The organism is Alcanivorax sp. DSM 26293, assembly GCF_900107995.1.
Lineage (GTDB): Bacteria > Pseudomonadota > Gammaproteobacteria > Pseudomonadales > Alcanivoracaceae > Alcanivorax.
Genome location: NZ_FNUM01000003.1, coordinates 239,463 through 255,354, shown reverse-complemented (window position 1 = coordinate 255,354; position 15,892 = coordinate 239,463). Strand labels below are relative to the sequence as shown.

The 15,892-nt window shown below is 57.0% G+C and carries 18 protein-coding genes; 10 read left to right on the top strand and 8 right to left on the bottom strand.

Annotation, left to right across the window (positions count from 1 at the left end; translation table 11 throughout):
- Positions 1-14: 14 nt before the first annotated feature.
- Together C4S63_RS07570 and C4S63_RS07565 are read right to left on the bottom strand one after the other, a co-directional pair.
- A complete protein-coding gene (locus C4S63_RS07570; RefSeq protein ID WP_062815228.1) occupies positions 15-503 on the bottom strand; it encodes a hypothetical protein in 489 nt (162 codons plus the stop codon).
- Positions 504-635: 132 nt separating this feature from the next.
- Positions 636-1,121: a YajQ family cyclic di-GMP-binding protein gene (locus tag C4S63_RS07565; RefSeq protein WP_103917315.1), complete on the bottom strand. Its 486-nt coding sequence runs from the start codon at positions 1,119-1,121 to the stop codon at positions 636-638.
- A gap of 142 nt (positions 1,122-1,263) precedes the next feature.
- Here C4S63_RS07565 and C4S63_RS07560 point away from each other — a divergent pair, with 142 nt between their 5' ends.
- The 5 genes from C4S63_RS07560 (at position 1,264) to C4S63_RS07540 (ending at position 6,334) form a co-directional block, all read left to right on the top strand.
- Positions 1,264-1,950, top strand: a complete 687-nt coding sequence (locus C4S63_RS07560; protein ID WP_062815229.1) for a hypothetical protein — start codon at positions 1,264-1,266, stop codon at positions 1,948-1,950.
- A 96-nt stretch (positions 1,951-2,046) separates the two neighbouring features.
- Complete coding sequence (locus tag C4S63_RS07555) at positions 2,047-3,006, top strand: hypothetical protein (protein ID WP_103917212.1); 960 nt, start codon at positions 2,047-2,049, stop codon at positions 3,004-3,006.
- Positions 3,007-3,020: 14 nt separating this feature from the next.
- Positions 3,021-3,287 carry a hypothetical protein gene (locus tag C4S63_RS07550; protein WP_103917211.1) on the top strand — a complete coding sequence of 89 codons (267 nt, stop codon included), beginning with the start codon at positions 3,021-3,023 and terminating at the stop codon, positions 3,285-3,287.
- A 115-nt stretch (positions 3,288-3,402) separates the two neighbouring features.
- Positions 3,403-4,686: a pyridoxal phosphate-dependent aminotransferase gene (locus tag C4S63_RS07545; RefSeq protein ID WP_062815232.1), complete on the top strand. Its 1,284-nt coding sequence runs from the start codon at positions 3,403-3,405 to the stop codon at positions 4,684-4,686.
- Positions 4,687-4,924: 238 nt separating this feature from the next.
- A complete protein-coding gene (locus C4S63_RS07540) occupies positions 4,925-6,334 on the top strand; it encodes an aldehyde dehydrogenase (protein ID WP_103917210.1) in 1,410 nt (469 codons plus the stop codon).
- Positions 6,335-6,388: 54 nt separating this feature from the next.
- Here the strand turns inward: C4S63_RS07540 and C4S63_RS07535 are convergent, their stop codons facing one another.
- Together C4S63_RS07535 and C4S63_RS07530 are read right to left on the bottom strand one after the other, a co-directional pair.
- A complete protein-coding gene (locus C4S63_RS07535) occupies positions 6,389-7,660 on the bottom strand; it encodes an AarF/ABC1/UbiB kinase family protein (protein ID WP_103917209.1) in 1,272 nt (423 codons plus the stop codon).
- 141 nt (positions 7,661-7,801) lie between these two features.
- Positions 7,802-8,569 (bottom strand): outer membrane protein, encoded by a 768-nt coding sequence (locus tag C4S63_RS07530; RefSeq protein ID WP_062815235.1) that lies wholly within the window; start codon positions 8,567-8,569, stop codon positions 7,802-7,804.
- 255 nt (positions 8,570-8,824) lie between these two features.
- Here C4S63_RS07530 and katG point away from each other — a divergent pair, with 255 nt between their 5' ends.
- Positions 8,825-10,993, top strand: a complete 2,169-nt coding sequence (katG, locus tag C4S63_RS07525) for a catalase/peroxidase HPI (RefSeq protein WP_103917208.1) — start codon at positions 8,825-8,827, stop codon at positions 10,991-10,993.
- Between the two features lie 297 nt (positions 10,994-11,290).
- On the top strand, positions 11,291-11,866 hold the full coding sequence (locus tag C4S63_RS07520) for a CoA pyrophosphatase (RefSeq protein WP_103917207.1): 576 nt from the start codon (positions 11,291-11,293) through the stop codon (positions 11,864-11,866).
- Positions 11,867-11,971: 105 nt separating this feature from the next.
- On the opposite strand, the gene C4S63_RS07515 is transcribed toward C4S63_RS07520, so the two are convergent.
- Complete coding sequence (locus C4S63_RS07515; RefSeq protein WP_062815238.1) at positions 11,972-12,178, bottom strand: cold-shock protein; 207 nt, start codon at positions 12,176-12,178, stop codon at positions 11,972-11,974.
- A 278-nt stretch (positions 12,179-12,456) separates the two neighbouring features.
- On the opposite strand from C4S63_RS07515, the gene C4S63_RS17495 reads away from it, so the two are divergent.
- Both C4S63_RS17495 and C4S63_RS17490 read left to right on the top strand, forming a co-directional pair.
- On the top strand, positions 12,457-12,798 hold the full coding sequence (locus C4S63_RS17495; RefSeq protein WP_234999960.1) for a hypothetical protein: 342 nt from the start codon (positions 12,457-12,459) through the stop codon (positions 12,796-12,798).
- Positions 12,765-13,058: a hypothetical protein gene (locus C4S63_RS17490; protein ID WP_234999959.1), complete on the top strand. Its 294-nt coding sequence runs from the start codon at positions 12,765-12,767 to the stop codon at positions 13,056-13,058. Before C4S63_RS17495 ends, C4S63_RS17490 begins: the two co-directional genes overlap by 34 nt.
- A 35-nt stretch (positions 13,059-13,093) precedes the next feature.
- Here the strand turns inward: C4S63_RS17490 and C4S63_RS17375 are convergent, their stop codons facing one another.
- Positions 13,094-13,270, bottom strand: coding sequence for a hypothetical protein (locus C4S63_RS17375; protein ID WP_160052737.1), 177 nt, complete (start codon positions 13,268-13,270; stop codon positions 13,094-13,096).
- A gap of 410 nt (positions 13,271-13,680) precedes the next feature.
- Here C4S63_RS17375 and C4S63_RS07505 point away from each other — a divergent pair, with 410 nt between their 5' ends.
- A complete protein-coding gene (locus tag C4S63_RS07505; protein ID WP_103917206.1) occupies positions 13,681-14,112 on the top strand; it encodes a hypothetical protein in 432 nt (143 codons plus the stop codon).
- A gap of 140 nt (positions 14,113-14,252) precedes the next feature.
- Here C4S63_RS07505 and C4S63_RS07500 read toward each other — a convergent pair whose 3' ends face one another.
- Positions 14,253-14,774, bottom strand: coding sequence for an ATP/GTP-binding protein (locus C4S63_RS07500; RefSeq protein WP_103917205.1), 522 nt, complete (start codon positions 14,772-14,774; stop codon positions 14,253-14,255).
- A 31-nt stretch (positions 14,775-14,805) separates the two neighbouring features.
- On the bottom strand, positions 14,806-15,720 hold the full coding sequence (locus tag C4S63_RS07495; RefSeq protein WP_146063364.1) for a hypothetical protein: 915 nt from the start codon (positions 15,718-15,720) through the stop codon (positions 14,806-14,808).
- Between the last annotated feature and the right edge of the window lie 172 nt (positions 15,721-15,892).

Genomic DNA, 15,892 nt, shown 5'->3' with positions numbered 1-15,892 from the left:
GCCGCGGTACCGGCTCAGCGTGGTAGTTGCTGGCGGGTCTGAGCGATCAAAGAGGCAAAATCCGGTCGGGCGATGATCGCCAGCACCAGGCTGAAGATGCCATTGAGAATGGCCAGATGGGCATCGGCCTGCATCAGGCAGAAGGCGATGACGAGCATGGCAACAACATCGAGCAGTCCCAGCAGGATGAACATGCTGGTCTGCACTTTCATGGCGGCAGTCTCATCGTCGCTGCTGGCAGGGAGGCCTTGCAGGGGGCGCCTTGCCATGGCTTCCGGTGACATCAGCAGATTGCGCAGCGGTCGGGCTACCACCAGCGTCAGCGCCATGGCGCCGATAGCGCCCATGCGCAGCGTGTCGGTGGGGACCAGCTCCATGGGCGCCTGGTACTGGCCGAAGCCGATCATCAGGGCGATGGCGATGCCGATCATCATGGGGGCGGCGAGCACGGTGAACCAGAGCAGGTTGAGGCGTGGCACCGCCGGGTGCGAAGTAGCGGACATGATGTCTCCTTATTATTGTTATTGATCCTGGAACCAGCGAGCCTTTCGCCGGCCTCTGCAGGATCTATGCTGGCATGGTGACCGTGCCCAACACCCCATTCGCCATGCAAGCATAGCTCCTGCAATTAGTACTTAGTCTCTAAAATTATTGAACTGCAGCGGCGTTTCAATTTTGGATTCGCGCAGCAGCGCCATCACCGCTTGCAGGTCATCCCGTTTCTTGCCGTTCACCCGCACCTGGTCACCTTGAATAGAGGCCTGCACCTTGAGCTTGCTGTCCTTGATCATCTTGACGATCTGCTTGGCGAGGGGCTGCTCGATGCCCTGGCGGAAGGTCAGGGTCAGCGAGAAGGTCTTGCCGCTGTGCTCGGGTTTTTCCGGACGGTCAGCGCCGGCGACGCTGATGCCCTGTTTCACGGCCGCCTTGGCAAACAACTCTTCCAGCTGCTGCACCTGAAAGTCCGATTGGGTTTTCAGGGTCACATCCAGACCATTCTGTTCAATGCTGGCTTCCACGCCACGGAAGTCGAAACGATTGGCCAGGTCACGGTTGGCGTTTTCCACCGCGTGGCGCAGGGCTACTTCATCAATTTCAGAGACGATATCGAAAGAGGGCATGATCAGTCCGCACACATATTCCGTTGTAAGAAGGTTGCGATTATAGTCTTTTTTGGTCTGCGCGTGCCCATTGGGGTGGCGCCGGGCTTTACCGTTCAGGAAGAACGGCAAAACAACATCATAACCATCGCGAGGGAACGTAATGAGTCAAGCCAATGCAATTGTCGTACTGTGCCCAAAACGTCCGGATCTGGCCGGCCAGCCATTGCTGGGGCATGTGGGCTGGGGGTTTGAACTGCCGGACGGGCAGTGGATGGTGGGAGCCGTGGAAGGTGACGGCTGGAGCAACGGGAACGGCATGAACGGTTTCTGGTCACGCCGGGTGCCGGGCGAACGGCAGGCCACCCAGGTCTTTGCAAACATGGTGCATCAGGGCGCCGAGTATAATTATTTCAAATATCTGACCATGACTCATCAGGTATGGCCTGATCCGGATGCGGCACTGCGTGTCATGGCCTGGGTCAGTGCTCAGCCTTATCAGCTGTTCGGTCGCAACTGCATGAATTCCACCTACGATGTTCTCCGTGCCTTTTCCCGGGGGGGACATTTCAATGGCAAGATCCTGCCGAATCCGGACTTCAACTGGATTCCCAATGGCTGGTTCAATGCCATCCAGGTGCCACAGAGCGATTACCACCACCTCCCTCCTGCGTCCCAGCCCGTTCAGGCGTTTGCGGCCGCCCAGGAGGATCTGCAGGCAGCGGCGGAATGCCCGGACTGGCGTAATCCGGAATCGGAAAACTATCTGCCCGTCGGGGAGGCGCCCAATGAGGCTGTGGAGGCCGTGGAGGTGCCGCCTCCGGTGAATGCAGCGGGCGTGGGCGGATAAATTGGCACGTACGCTTTATATGCAATAAATGCCATTTTGGTTAGAGTTGGGTGCGCACACCGGAGTGTGCGTATCCAACTCTGCCAGGAGGCAAACATGTCACTCAAGGAACGGTTGTCCGCAGATAATCTGCTGGATTCTCTCCCGGTTTCCCGGGATCTTCTCACTCGTCTGGGCGTACTCGGCGCCCAGGTTTCCCGCAAGATCGCCATCGATCAGGTCAGCGTGCAAGACGGCACGCTCAATAACCTGCGCGTGGACAAGGTCACTCTGGGTAGCGCCAGCATTGGCAACCTGCACGTGGAAAACACCCAGGCCTCGGTCGATAGCGCCAGAGCCGTGCTCAATCAGGTGCGTACCCTTGTCGAGCTGGGTTTTCGACTCGATTGGAAAATTGATCTGGGCTGGCTGGGCAGCTGGGATGGCAGCGAGGATATGGGCAGCCTGGATATCCCGGTGGATCTGGGCACCATCACGGTGCCGGACCTGGGCAATATCGACCTGCAGATTCCGGCCATTGATATCCCCGGTCTGGTGGCGCAGATGAAACCCATCGACCAGCTCAACCTGGGCAACCTGGATCTGTCCGGTATTCGCCTGGATAAACTGGGCCTGCCCAGCGCCGGGTTGTCCGTGTCCGGTATGGGTATTGGTGAGCTGTCGCTCAGTTCCCTGTCGGTGCCGGGTGCCAACGGCGAAGCGATGCGGGTGAATCGTGCCGCGCCCACCGAACAGCTCACTCTGCCCGGTGCCAGCCTGGAAAACATCAGCATCCCGTCTGTGACCATGCCAGCGGCCACCAGCCAGGCATTCAATGTGGATGCCACGGCCTCGGATAAATCCCTGGGGGTGGATCTGGGCATCCTCAAGGTGAGTATTGCGGTGACCCCCACGGTGCATCTGAACGTGGGCAGCATGACGCTCAGTGATGCCAAACTCGGTGCGACCCTGGGCAAGGTATCGCTCAACGACATCAGCCTGCCGGTGGCCCTGGAGGGTATCAGCGGCGGCGAGCTGGGGCTGAACAGTATCAGCGTCAATAAACTCACATTCTGAACAGGGAGGTTGTCATGACATTGAGCCACAAGGAATTCGAAAAACGCTGGGAGCAGGCCCACCGCAAACAGCAGATCACACAGAAAAAGGCGTCCATTGCTCCACTGGTGCATCTGTCGGTACTGACGATCCTGGACAACTACATGCACCAGTTGCACAAGGCCGTAGATGGCCATGCGCTCAGCAAGGAAGAGTGCGACGCCGTCTGTAAAAAAATCGCCGAGCTGAAACCGCTGGCGAAAAAGGCGGATGCCAAGGCGGCGAAATACCTGAAGGTGTGACCCGCGGTTTATCTGTCACCGTTGTGCCTGCCGTCACCGGGTCTGCGCACTTTGCAGCCCGGTGACAACCCGGTAGGGTCGAAAGAACGCTGTCTTGTTCAGGGGAATTTCGATCATGCCGTTCCAGCCCGATGTACACCTCAACCTGAATGTCCGTGGCCTGGGGGTGTCTGCCACCCTGGCCATCAATGAGCGCAGCAATGCCCTGCGTCAGCAGGGGCGTCAGGTCTACAAGCTGGGCCTGGGGCAGTCGCCGTTTCCGGTTCCTCCCTCGGTGGTGGACGCGTTGCGTCAGTTTGCCGGCGAGAAGGATTATCTGCCGGTGAAAGGCTTGCCGGCGTTGCAGGAAGCCATCGCCAGTCATCTGGACCGGGAGCACGATGTGGCCTTCCGGGGCGAAGACATCATGATCGGGCCGGGCTCCAAGGAGCTTATGTTCATCCTGCAGCTGGTCTACTACGGTGACCTGGTGATCCCCACGCCGAGCTGGGTGTCCTACGCGCCCCAGGCCAGCATCATCGGTCGCCGCGTGCACTGGCTGCCGACCCACCGGCACAATCACTGGAAGCTCAGTGCCGATAGCCTGGATGCCCTGTGTCAGAGTGACCCGGGTCGTCCCCGCCTGGTGATCCTCAATTATCCGGCCAATCCCCACGGCTATACCTTTACCGACGATGAGTTGCAGGAAATTGCCGAGGTGGCCCGCCGTCATCGACTGATTCTTCTCAGCGATGAAATTTACGGGCGCACCCGCTACGACGGTCAGCACCGATCCATTGCCCGTTACTACCCGGAAGGCACCATCATCAGCGACGGCCTGAGCAAGTGGTGTGGTGCGGGAGGATGGCGTCTGGGGGCCTTTGCTTTCCCGCCCAATCTGTCCTGGCTGCGCGATGCCATGGCCACCGTGGCCAGCGAAACCTATACTTCGGTGGCCGCGCCGATCCAGCATGCGGCAGTGAGTGCTTTTCAGGGTGGCGCTGACATTGATGACTACCTGTTTCAATCACGGCGTATTCTGAAAGGATTGGCGGCTTACCAAGTGGCTGCCTATCAGCGGGCCGGGCTGGACCTTGCCATGCCCGATGGCGCCTTTTACCTGTTCCCGGATTTCAGTCCGCTGGCAGAACGCTTACACCAGCGGGGGATTCATGACAGCGCGGCGCTGTGTGAAGCCTTGCTGGAAGATACCGGTGTGGCCACCTTGCCGGGCGACGCCTTTGGTCGCCCGGCGGGAGAACTGACCTTGCGTCAGGCCTTTGTGGATTTTGATGGCCAGGCGGCCCTGGATGGCGCAGCCAAGGTGACGGCGGAAGCTTCGTTGGGCGATGATTTTCTGCGGCAATATTGTGGCAACTGCACCACCGCCATGGACCGTATTGTGGACTGGTTGGCGTAGCCTTTTCTTTCTTTGTCGGAGCCATGCAAGTATGGCTCCGACAAAAAATCATAAGGTATATATGGCAGCGGGACATGTATGTCCCGTTTGTTTAAGTAAAAGAAAAAATAGCGGTTTTCGCCACTTTCTGATTGTTTTGGTCAGGTGCTTTGCTCGCTTTGTGTAGAGCCTGGGCGTCACCCATGGAACACTCGTTTTCCCAACCCTTGCGGTTAAACGAATAATGAGGAGGTGCGCCATGGGTGCGGTATTGGACAGTGAAAACCTGAAGCAGTCACAAAGCTGGGCTGGCGTCGCGGTGGATCGACAGCGACGGTTTTTCGAGACCGGCGCAACCCGAAGCTATGACTTTCGCGTGCGTCAGCTGAACAAACTGAAGGACGCCATTGTCCAGTATCAGGAAGAGATTCAGGAAGCGCTCAAGGTGGATATTGGCCGCCCGCCCTTCGAGGCCTATATCGAGATCACTACAGCGATTGAAGATCTCAAGCACACCCTCAAGCACCTGAAAAGCTGGATGAAGCCAAAAAAAGTCGGCACATCAATGTGGGCCCAGCCCGGTCGTAGCCGCATCGAGTCCACCCCCCAGGGCGTGACCTTTTTGATGGGGCCGTACAACTATCCCTTCCTGTTGCTGGTGCAGCCTCTGATCGGTTCCATCGCGGCGGGTAACACGGCCATTCTCAAGCCGTCATCACTGAACCCCACCGTGGCGAATGTGATTGAGAAAATGATGAAGGAATGCTTCAGCGAGGAATACGTGGCGGTATTCAAGGGAAGCACCGAAGTGACCAATGTGCTGCTGGAAGAGCGCTTTGATCATATTTTCTTTACCGGCAGTCCCCGTGTCGGCCGTATCGTCATGGCGGCAGCAGCGAAGCATCTCACCAAGGTCACCCTGGAGCTGGGTGGCAAGAGCCCGACCATCGTGCACAAGGATGCCAACCTGAAAGTGGCGGCGCGGCGGATTATTGCCGGCAAGATGCTCAACGTGGGACAGACCTGTATCGCGCCGGACCATGTTCATGTCCATGCGGATATCCGCGATGCCTTTGAGAAGGAAATGGTGAAGACGCTCCGGGATTTTTATGGGGATGCGTCGAGCCAGAATCCGGATCTGGGCCGTATGATCAACGACCGGCATTTCCAGCGGGTGGCCGCACTGATCGATAAGGCCCGGGTGCTGGTGGGGGGCCAGACCGATGCGGGACAGCGCTATATTGCGCCGACGCTGTTGAAAGATATCTCCATGGACGATGCCATCATGCAGGAAGAAATCTTCGGGCCAGTGTTACCCATGTTGACCTACCAAAGCCTGGAAGAGCTGATCGGCAACCTGAAGAAATTGCCGGAATATCCGTTGGCGCTGTATCTGTTTACCAGTAGTGATCAGGTGGAGCGCCAGGTGCTCGATAGCACCCAGTTCGGTGGCGGATGTATCAACAATACCGTGATGCATGTGGCCAACCCGAACCTGCCGTTTGGTGGTGTGGGGGAAAGCGGTATGGGCGCCTATCACGGCAAGAACTCGTTCGATGCCTTCTCCCACAAGCGCAGCATCCTCAAGGCCACCACCCTGTTCGATATCAAGTTTCGCTACGCCCCTTACAAGGACAAGGTGAACATGCTCAAGAAGATGATCAAGTAACGTCGGCGGCGTATTGGTGCCGTTCGCCTCAGGAACTGCACCATGGCGCTCGGCTTAACGGGCGCCAAAACCTCCCCAGGAAAACGGAATCTGATAGCGGGTCATCAGCCCGCCCACGGTAATCAGCACCCGCACCATGGCCACGAAGGCATCCGGCATCACCAGCCGCAGGCGGCGAAATTCGTCCAGCAGGGTGCGCAGGTTATCGGCCAGGGTGGTGTCGCTATCCTGGCGGGCGGAGACCAGGGCGGCGGACAATTTTTCCAGTCGTTCCTCGCTGAGCCCACCAAAGCCGGCCGCTTCGAATAGCGGCAGCAAGGGGCCATCGCCCATGCCCAGCAAGCGCATCAGCAATGCGGTGTAATGCTGGCGATCTGCGGCGGCTACCTGCTCCACGGCACCGAAATCCAGCACCGCCAGGTCGCCCTCCGGCGTCACGATAAAGTTGCCCGGGTGCGGGTCCGCATGAAAGAGGCCGAACTCCAGCACCTGCTGCATCATGCTCGCCTGCAAGCGTTCCAGCAGGGGAATGGCCCGCGCTTCATCCTCGCGCAACACCGTGGAAAGGCTCTGCCCCTCGATCCACTCCGTCACCAGCATCTGTGCGCTACAAAGGGTGGGATAAACCCTCGGCACCTTGATGCCGGGCAGGTGGGGCAGTTCGCTGAAATCCCGCATGTGGACCATTTCCTGGCGGAAATCCAGCTCCCGCTCGGTGGTGGTGATGAGCTGGTTGATGATCTGCTCCACATCCACTTCCCGCAGCAGTGGCTTCAGGGCCTTCGCCAGCAAACGCAAGGCCGCGGCATCTTCGGCAAACTCCTGGCTGACCCGGGGCTGCTGCAGTTTGACCGCCACCTGGGCGCCGGATTTCAGGGTGGCGTTATGCACCTGGGCGATGGAGGCGGCGGCCATGGGAATGATATTGAAGGCACTGAAGGAGTCCGCCCAGTCATGCCCCAGCTGGGCTTTCAGCCAGGGCTGGATGTCATCGAAGTGAGCCTTGGGAGCGTTTTCGCGCAGATGGGCAAAGGCATCGATATAGGGGGCAGGCAGCAGGTCCGGGCGGCAACTGAGAAACTGGGCAAACTTGATCCAGGCGCCGCCGTTATCCCGGAACAGGGTTGCCAGGCTGTCCGCCACTTCCTCATGGAGCGGGTACAGCGCCTGCTCGTCGCCACTGCCCAGCACCTTGCGGTGTTTCCAGACCACTTTCTGCAGGCCGGCCGCGGTGGCCAGTACCCGCTTGTAGCGTCCACGGGCGTTCCACAGCATGCGGGTGGTTTCACCGAGTGTCTGGGGCTGGTCGGGCGTGGTCGATTCCATGGGGATCCCTTTGCCAATGCGATATTGGCAGCATAGCAAAGGTGGTCCTGTGATGTGATAAATCCGCAATGACAGGGGAGAGGGGCCCGTCCTTATCCATGGAGGGCCCCCGGGTGTGACTAAAAATGAGCAAGGCGACGTTTAGAACTTGTAGGCAGCGCCGACTTCGAGGGTTTGCCGAACGACTTCAATCGTCGCATCAGCACCGAAACTCGAACCGCTCTGAGCAGGAATAGCGGTGAAGTCGAAGTCACCATAATCGGCGTGTCGGTACTCTGCTCTCAGCACCAGGTTATCCGACAGGAAGTGTTCCGCCCCGAAACCCAGGGTCCAGCCGGTCATGCGCTCGTCATCACTGAAACGCTGGAGACCGTCTGCCGGGTTGCAAACGTTGGTATCGGCGGGGCAGGTGCTTGTCGTTTCGACTTCAAGCTGGGATACGCCCAGGCTGCTGTAAACCATGGTGTTGTTATTCACCATGTAGCCGCCGCGAAAGCTCAGGCCCAGCGCCAGATCATCAGTCTCGACCTCGGAAAAACTGGTCGGGTTGGAGTCGGGGTCTCCCAGCCCGGGAATCCGGTTGCGGATTTCGTCGCTGGCATCGCTCATCAGCGCCGAGAATTCAGCACCCAGCACCCATTTTCCCTGTCCGACTACCCAGTTATAACCGGTAAAAAGACCATAGCTGGTATCTGAGTCATCCAGTGATTCGGTGGGATCAGAAAATGGCGCAATAAGGTTGCCGTTGGGCTCGAAGGTTCGTTCGGTTTTCCAGTCCATATCCGTGCTCTGGTAACCGAGCGATACACCAGCGTAAAAACCGCCAGGGTTGGTCTCAGCCAGAGCTGGTGTTGACAGGACAGCAAGTGACAATGCGCCGGTCATGGCAAGCAAGTGTAGGTTTTTCATTGGTTCCGTTTCCCTTTTATAGTCCAGCAGACATCTTAGTCCATATGCGACTATTTGTGTAACTATCGAGGATATGATGCTCCTGGGGAATTTGGGGCAGGGAGTGTGTTTTTTAACGTGATATTGACGCAGACACTGTCGCGTTTAATAAAAACTATCACCGTATTTGGCAAACTAAACTGGCCAAGGTGACCTCTAAGGGACTACAACAGAGTAATAAATACGCCGAACCCACCCATAAGGAAGGAGAGCGCTATGACAGAGAGTAAATGCCCGATTAAACACGCGGCAGGGGGTGGCACCACAAACCAGGACTGGTGGCCCAACCAGCTGCGTTTGGACCTCCTCAATCAGCATTCCTCCAAGTCCAATCCCATGGATGAGGACTTTGATTACGCCAAAGCATTCAACAGTCTGGATCTTGATGCAGTAAAGAAAGATCTGGATGCGCTCATGACAGATTCCCAAGACTGGTGGCCGGCGGACTTTGGTCACTATGGTGGTCTGTTTATCCGGATGGCCTGGCACAGTGCCGGTACCTACCGTATCGGTGATGGTCGCGGCGGCGGCGGTCGTGGCCAGCAACGGTTTGCCCCCCTGAACAGCTGGCCGGATAACGTGAACCTGGATAAGGCGCGCCGCTTGCTGTGGCCGATCAAGCAGAAATACGGTCGCAAGATTTCCTGGGCGGACTTGATGATTCTCGCCGGTAACGTGGCGCTGGAATCCATGGGCTTCAAGACGTTCGGTTTTGCCGGTGGCCGTGAAGACACCTGGGAGCCGGACCTGGATGTGTACTGGGGGGCGGAAAAAGGCTGGCTGGATGGCGACAAGCGTTATTCCGGCAAACGGGACCTGGAAAACCCCCTGGCCGCGGTACAGATGGGCCTGATCTACGTGAATCCGGAAGGCCCGGATGGCAACCCGGATCCGAAAGCCGCTGCCCATGATATCCGCGAAACCTTTTCCCGCATGGCCATGGACGACGAGGAAACCGTGGCCCTGATTGCCGGCGGGCACACCTTCGGCAAGGCCCATGGTGCCGGCGACCCGGACAAGATTGGTCCCGATCCGGAGGCTGCAGGCCTGGCGGAACAGGGCATGGGCTGGCACAACCCGGTGGGTACCGGCAAGGGCGACGACACCATGGGTGGCGGCCCGGAGGTGACCTGGAGCCAGACGCCGACCCAGTGGAGTAATTACTTTTTCGAAAACCTGTTTGGGTATGAATGGGAGCTGACCACCAGCCCGGCCGGTGCCAAGCAGTGGGTGGCCAAGGATGCGGATGAAGTCATTCCGTACGCCCAGGATAAAACCAAAAAGCACAAGCCGATGATGCTGACCACGGACCTGTCGCTGCGTTTTGATCCGGACTACGAAAAGATTTCCCGTCGCTTCTACGAGAACCCGGAGGCATTCGCCGAGGTATTCGCCCGTGCCTGGTTCAAGCTCACCCACCGTGACATGGGTCCCCGTGCCCGCTACCTGGGCCCGGAAGTGCCCAGCGAGGAGCTGATCTGGCAGGATCCGGTGCCGCCGGTGGATCATGAACTGGTCAACGATCAGGACGTTGCCGCACTCAAGGGCAAGATCCTGGAGAGTGGATTGTCCGTGTCCGAACTGGTGTCCACCGCCTGGGCCTCTGCCTCCACCTTCCGTGGCGGCGACAAGCGTGGCGGCGCCAACGGGGCGCGCATTCGGCTGGCCCCGCAGAAGGACTGGGAAGTGAACCAGCCGCAGCAACTGGCCAAGGTGCTGAAGACTCTGGAAGGCATCCAGAGTGACTTCAACAGCGGCAACAAGGCGATCTCGCTGGCAGACCTGATCGTACTGGCCGGGGGTGTGGGTATCGAGAAGGCGGCGAAAGAGGCCGGCCACGATGTGACCGTACCCTTCCATCCGGGACGGACCGATGCCACTGAGGAGCAGACCGATGTGGCCTCCTTCGAGCCCCTGGAGCCCGCAGCAGATGGTTTCCGCAACTACCAGAAAGGCAAGTTCAGCATCGGTGCGGAACACCTGCTGGTGGACAGGGCACAGCTGCTCACGCTGACGGCACCGGAGATGACCGCACTGGTGGGTGGCCTGCGTGTACTGGGCGCCAATCACGACGGCAGCCAGCACGGTGTGTTCACCGACAAGCCGGGCACGCTGAGCAACGACTTCTTCGTCAACCTGCTCGACATGGGCACGGAGTGGAAAGCCACCTCCAGCGATGAAGAGGCGTTCGAAGGCCGTGATCGCGACAGCGGCAAGGTGAAGTGGACCGGCACCCGGGTGGATCTGGTGTTCGGTTCCAACTCGGTACTGCGTGCCCTGGCCGAGGTCTATGCCTGTGCCGATGGCCAGGAGAAGCTGGTCGACGACTTCGTGGCGGCCTGGACCAAGTTGATGGAGCTGGATCGCTTTGATCTGAAGCAGTAATCAATCCCTGTCCGTCGAACGCAACGGTGCGCTGGCAACAGTGCACCGTTTTTCGTTGGAGCCTTGTTCACAAGGCGAAGGGGAGAATGAATCCTGGCGCCTGCTGAAACCTTCGCTTTGCGAGCAAGGCGCCAGCGGCAGAAAGTCAGGTCGGCGCCACCTCCAGCCCCGAGTAACCGTGCCGACTTTCAGGCCGCTGCGTTACTGAAAGAGAGGGGTGGAAAACAGAGAATCTCCAACGGCAGAGGCATCCTACTGATGGTACTCTGCGTGGAGTCATTGCTGTCGTGAGCCGTTATGCCATCCCTGCGCTGGCTGGAAAAATATCGTCCGCACAAATTGCCGTTCCGGCGTCATGTTACCCGCGCCTCGGTGGCGCTCATCTACCGTGGCGCCAACGTGCGCGAAGGCGAGCTGTTCTTCATTCAGCGGGCCCGCCGTGAGGGTGACCCCTGGTCCGGCGATATGGCGTTTCCCGGTGGGCGCCTGGAGCGCAGCGATACGTCCAGTCGCCACACCGCCATGCGCGAAACCCTGGAAGAAACCGGGCTGGATCTGTTTCAGCAAGGCGAGTATCAGTCGCGGCTGTCGGATCTGCTGACCCGGCACCACAGCCGCTGGAGCCCCATGGTGGTGACGCCCCATGTGTTTGCCTGGCGGGGAGACAACGTCATGTCACTCAATCACGAAGCACAACGGGGAATCTGGATTCCCCTGGCGTATCTGGGCAACCCGGCACACCGATCCACGCTGCAGATACGTACGCCACTGGGAAGAATGACATTCCCCTGTTGCCGTTATCAGGGCTACTGTATCTGGGGGCTGAGTTACAGCATGCTGCAGGAGTTTCTGCGCAAGCGCGAGGAAGGGTAGGCAAGTGGCGTTGGCGGGAGGGTCGTGATACGGGTAGCCCGTAAGGCAGATAAAAAAAGGGCGCGTCCCGAAGGAGGCGCCCTTTTTTGTTACCGGAACAATCGCTTACAGAGCGACGATGTTCTCAGCCTGAGGACCTTTCTGACCTTGAGTCATGGTGAACTCAACTTGCTGGCCTTCGGCCAGGGTCTTGAAGCCGGAGCCCTGGATGGCGCTGAAATGTGCGAACACATCCGGACCACCTTCCTGCTCGATAAAACCAAAACCTTTAGCTTCGTTGAACCACTTAACGGTACCTTTCACTGTAGACATAATACTAATCCTGAAAATAATGATATTTCGCCGGTGAGGGCGTGTGTAGCTGAAAAATGGAAACTTGGACTTGTGGACTGCAGGACGAGTTATACGAATAAAACAGCGAAATGTAGTACTTGATTCAAGCGTAATTTTTTAGCTATCGGCTACGTTACAGGGCGCGCCGCTCCCTGTCCAGTTAAATATCACCGCCTCTGTCACCTCGCCAGAGGCGACAAAGACCGGGGCAAGGTGAGAATCCGCTATACTCCTGCTTTTTCATAGCGGAGCACTGTATGAGCGAGCACATGGAAGGCGGCAAACACCGGACGCCACTGAGCCAGCGGATCGCGCAGACTCTGTTGCGTCTTGCTGGCTGGCGGGCCGGGCCCTTCCCGGATATCCAGCGGGCAGTGATTGCCGGCGGTCCCCATACCTCAAACTGGGATGGGGTCCTGGCCCTGGTGAGCCGCTCGGCCTTGCAGAAAGACGTGAATGTGATGATCAAGCACAGCCTGTTCAAGGGCCCGCTGGGCTGGCTGTTGCACAGGCTTGGCGCCTGCCCATCGAGCGCGGCAAGGCCGGCGGCATGGTGGAGCAGACCGTGGCGCAATTCCGTCAGCGCGACAAACTGTTGATCGCCGTCACCCCGGAAGGCACCCGCAGCAATGCGGAGCAATGGAAGCTGGGCTTCTACCACATCGCCAAACAGGCCAACGTGCCGATCATCCTGGCGCTGGCGGATTACCAGGCGAAGACCTTCTCCTTCCCGGTGGTGATTTACCCCGGTGACGACATGGAGGCCGACCTCCAACAGATTTATGCCCACTTCGCCAGCGCCACGCCGAAACATCCGGGCAAGCTATCCGTTCCCGTGAGAGAGCATTATCGGAAATAGTGTTGCCGGTTGGAATTCACGCCCCGGACAAATAGTCAGCGAATATTCTCAAACATCTTGTATTTTCGTGGCCCGGATATCAGTACCAGCCCGATCGTATAAAGAATCCAGCTCGCATAAATTTCTATTTCAACATTCTTGCTGTCAATGCTCGCCATAGAAAGCGCGATAGCGCAAATAACCAGCCCCCAGCCGAACAGATAGACTTTCATGGTGCTTCCTCCCCCCACGGAGTGATCGCATTTCAAAGCTATTGCATTGGGTGATTTGAGACTGGAAATTTAGGTGCAGATTGAGGTTTCAACAATCACAAAAAGGGACATTCCGACCAGTGAATGTCCTTATTTGCTACAACCGTTAAATAGTTAAATGAGAGATGCGAATTTTTACGGTAACGGACATTTGTTTGTAGACAAAATGCCATTGAAATGACGATTTTCTGAAGGGAAGAGAAGCAATAAAAATCATTCCATTTCAGCGTTTATTTTGCAGGAATGACGGTGTCGCCAGGTAAAGGCCGGACTAGGTAATTTTTACATCATTTAGATTAACGATTAATCATTAATTAACTATCCTTTGGTTGTTGTATTTATAAGAATCACAATCATTGGGGGCTTGTAAAATGATAGAGAAAACCATGTTTGAGAATGACGAGCTTGTTGGCGAAGTACGAGCCGTCATGCGTCAGCGGTTGCAGCGTTTGGGGGCAGGGGCTTATGCGTGTTTGTCAACGGCGGAAGGTCAGCTGGCGGTAACCACACTGGATGATCAGGATAAGGGGGCAAGATACTCCGCGCTTTCCAGTGCGCTGCTTGGTCTGTGTGAGACCTTCTGCAAAGAAGCCATCGGTGAATCATCCGGTGAAGCCTGCTTCTCATCCGGTAAAGGTCACGCCGTTCTTATGCGTATCGAGTTAAACGGGCAGCTTTATCAGCTATGTGTTGTTAGCAGTACCGGCAATAACATGGCATCAGTGCTTCGTGAAACCCGGGATATGGGGAGTAGTGTAAAGCGCCATATAGAAAGTGGATCAACGAATACAATGCCGGACTAGACGCATTGACACTCTGGATGATCCGAGCGGGGATTCAGTGCGATAGTCAGGCCGGGTATGTGTACTAGAAAGCTCAGGGGATTCGGTCACTAAAAAAATCGCCGCCCAGGTGGCAATTCCGGATAAATGGCTAGCCAATACTAAAGGCCGCGAATTGCCACCAAAATCCGCAACAGCTGCTTGATGCTGTCTTCTTCACGAGCATCCACACTAAGAATTGGTGCCGATTTGGCGTAATGGGCAGCGATTTTTCGCAGTTCGTTCAGTGACACCTGGCCGCCAATATCCGTCTTGGTTACACCAATCGCAAACATCAGGTTGGCATCCAGCGTGGTGAGTGAACTCAGCCAGGCATGGGCGTCGTCGTAAATCGTCTCGCGAGAACCGTCCAGGAGCAACATCACACCCAGTGCCCCAGGCACAAGAATGTCTCGCATGAACGATAAACGGTCCTGGCCGGGGAGCCCGTAAAGATGAATGATGGAGCCATCCATCCGTAGAAAGCTATAGTCCAGTGCCACTGTGGTAGTGGTTTTTTCTCCCATGGATTGGTCCAACGGCGCTTCCGTTGAGATTGGCACTTCATGAGAAAGCGTCTGGATGGCGGTGGTTTTCCCTGCGCCAACCGGGCCGCCAAATAGCAATTTGTTATAATTCAACATCACTCCCCATGGATGTTAGTCAGAGTCATGGTCACATTCCCAGCCAGTTTTTCAGCATGGTTAACATCTTGTCCGGGCGTAGTTTCTTCGCGTTGTCAGTCGTCTTGCTTTGAGCGCTAATTTCTGTCTGGGTTTCATTCAACAGGCCTGCCACATAGCATGCATACAGAAAGGCGTTAACGACCTTCGGTTGAGCCGCTGCCTCCAGTTGGTCCACGGAAAGCGTTGAGTTGATTAGCATTGCGGATAACGCAGCGATTTCTCCGCCATATCGCCGACTCTTTATGTCCGGCCACGCTGAAAGTGACAGGCCCTGTGAGCGATTGAAGTGCTGGAAATCCGAGTTCACGAGGCCACCGAAAATAAGGTTTTCTATGCTGGTAGAGACTTCTGCCAACTTTTCTTCGGTGCGGCTTTTTCGAGTGATTCGTATGCTCTTGTCCAGTACAAGCGCTTCAGCGATGGCCAGTAGATCCCGGTGTGAAACGGCCCTGAAAAAGCCGGTTTCTTTATTCATGAAGGCACCATTTGTGGCGGTATAGACATAGCACCGCTCATTTTCCCTGGCCAAATCGTGGATGATGCCGCCGATGCTAGAGTCTGGCGAGACGCTTTGCTTTTCAGAAAGCAAGCGTTCAAATTGCTGGAAAAATTCCATGGCGGGCTTGCCGCTCTTGATCACGCTTTCCCGTAACGCCAGATCCACATCAATATCGCCGTCATCGCACACCCAGAGAACCGGAAGATTTTTTCGGCGAGCGATATCGGCCACACGGCAACCAAAGGCATCCTGTCGATTCGCCACAACCAGGTCTACACCGGTTCCCTGCCAAAACTCAATATTCAGGAATTTACCGCGTCCACGAAAAAGATTGGCCACGATATTGAGTTTTTTGACGACATCGTCATCGCATCCTGCGTGAGCAACAGTGAATCTGGCCATCATGGTTCCTTTGCGAAAAGCATAGTCAGGCAGCGTTTTATGGCCGCGTTGGCGGGACGAAAACCATGCGGCTGCACCAGAGACGCAGTCGCCACAAAAGATTGTTTCGCCGCTGCTGCGACAGGGGAAGCATGGATTGCACCATGCTCCCTGCGGGCCGTGAAAATCGGCCGCA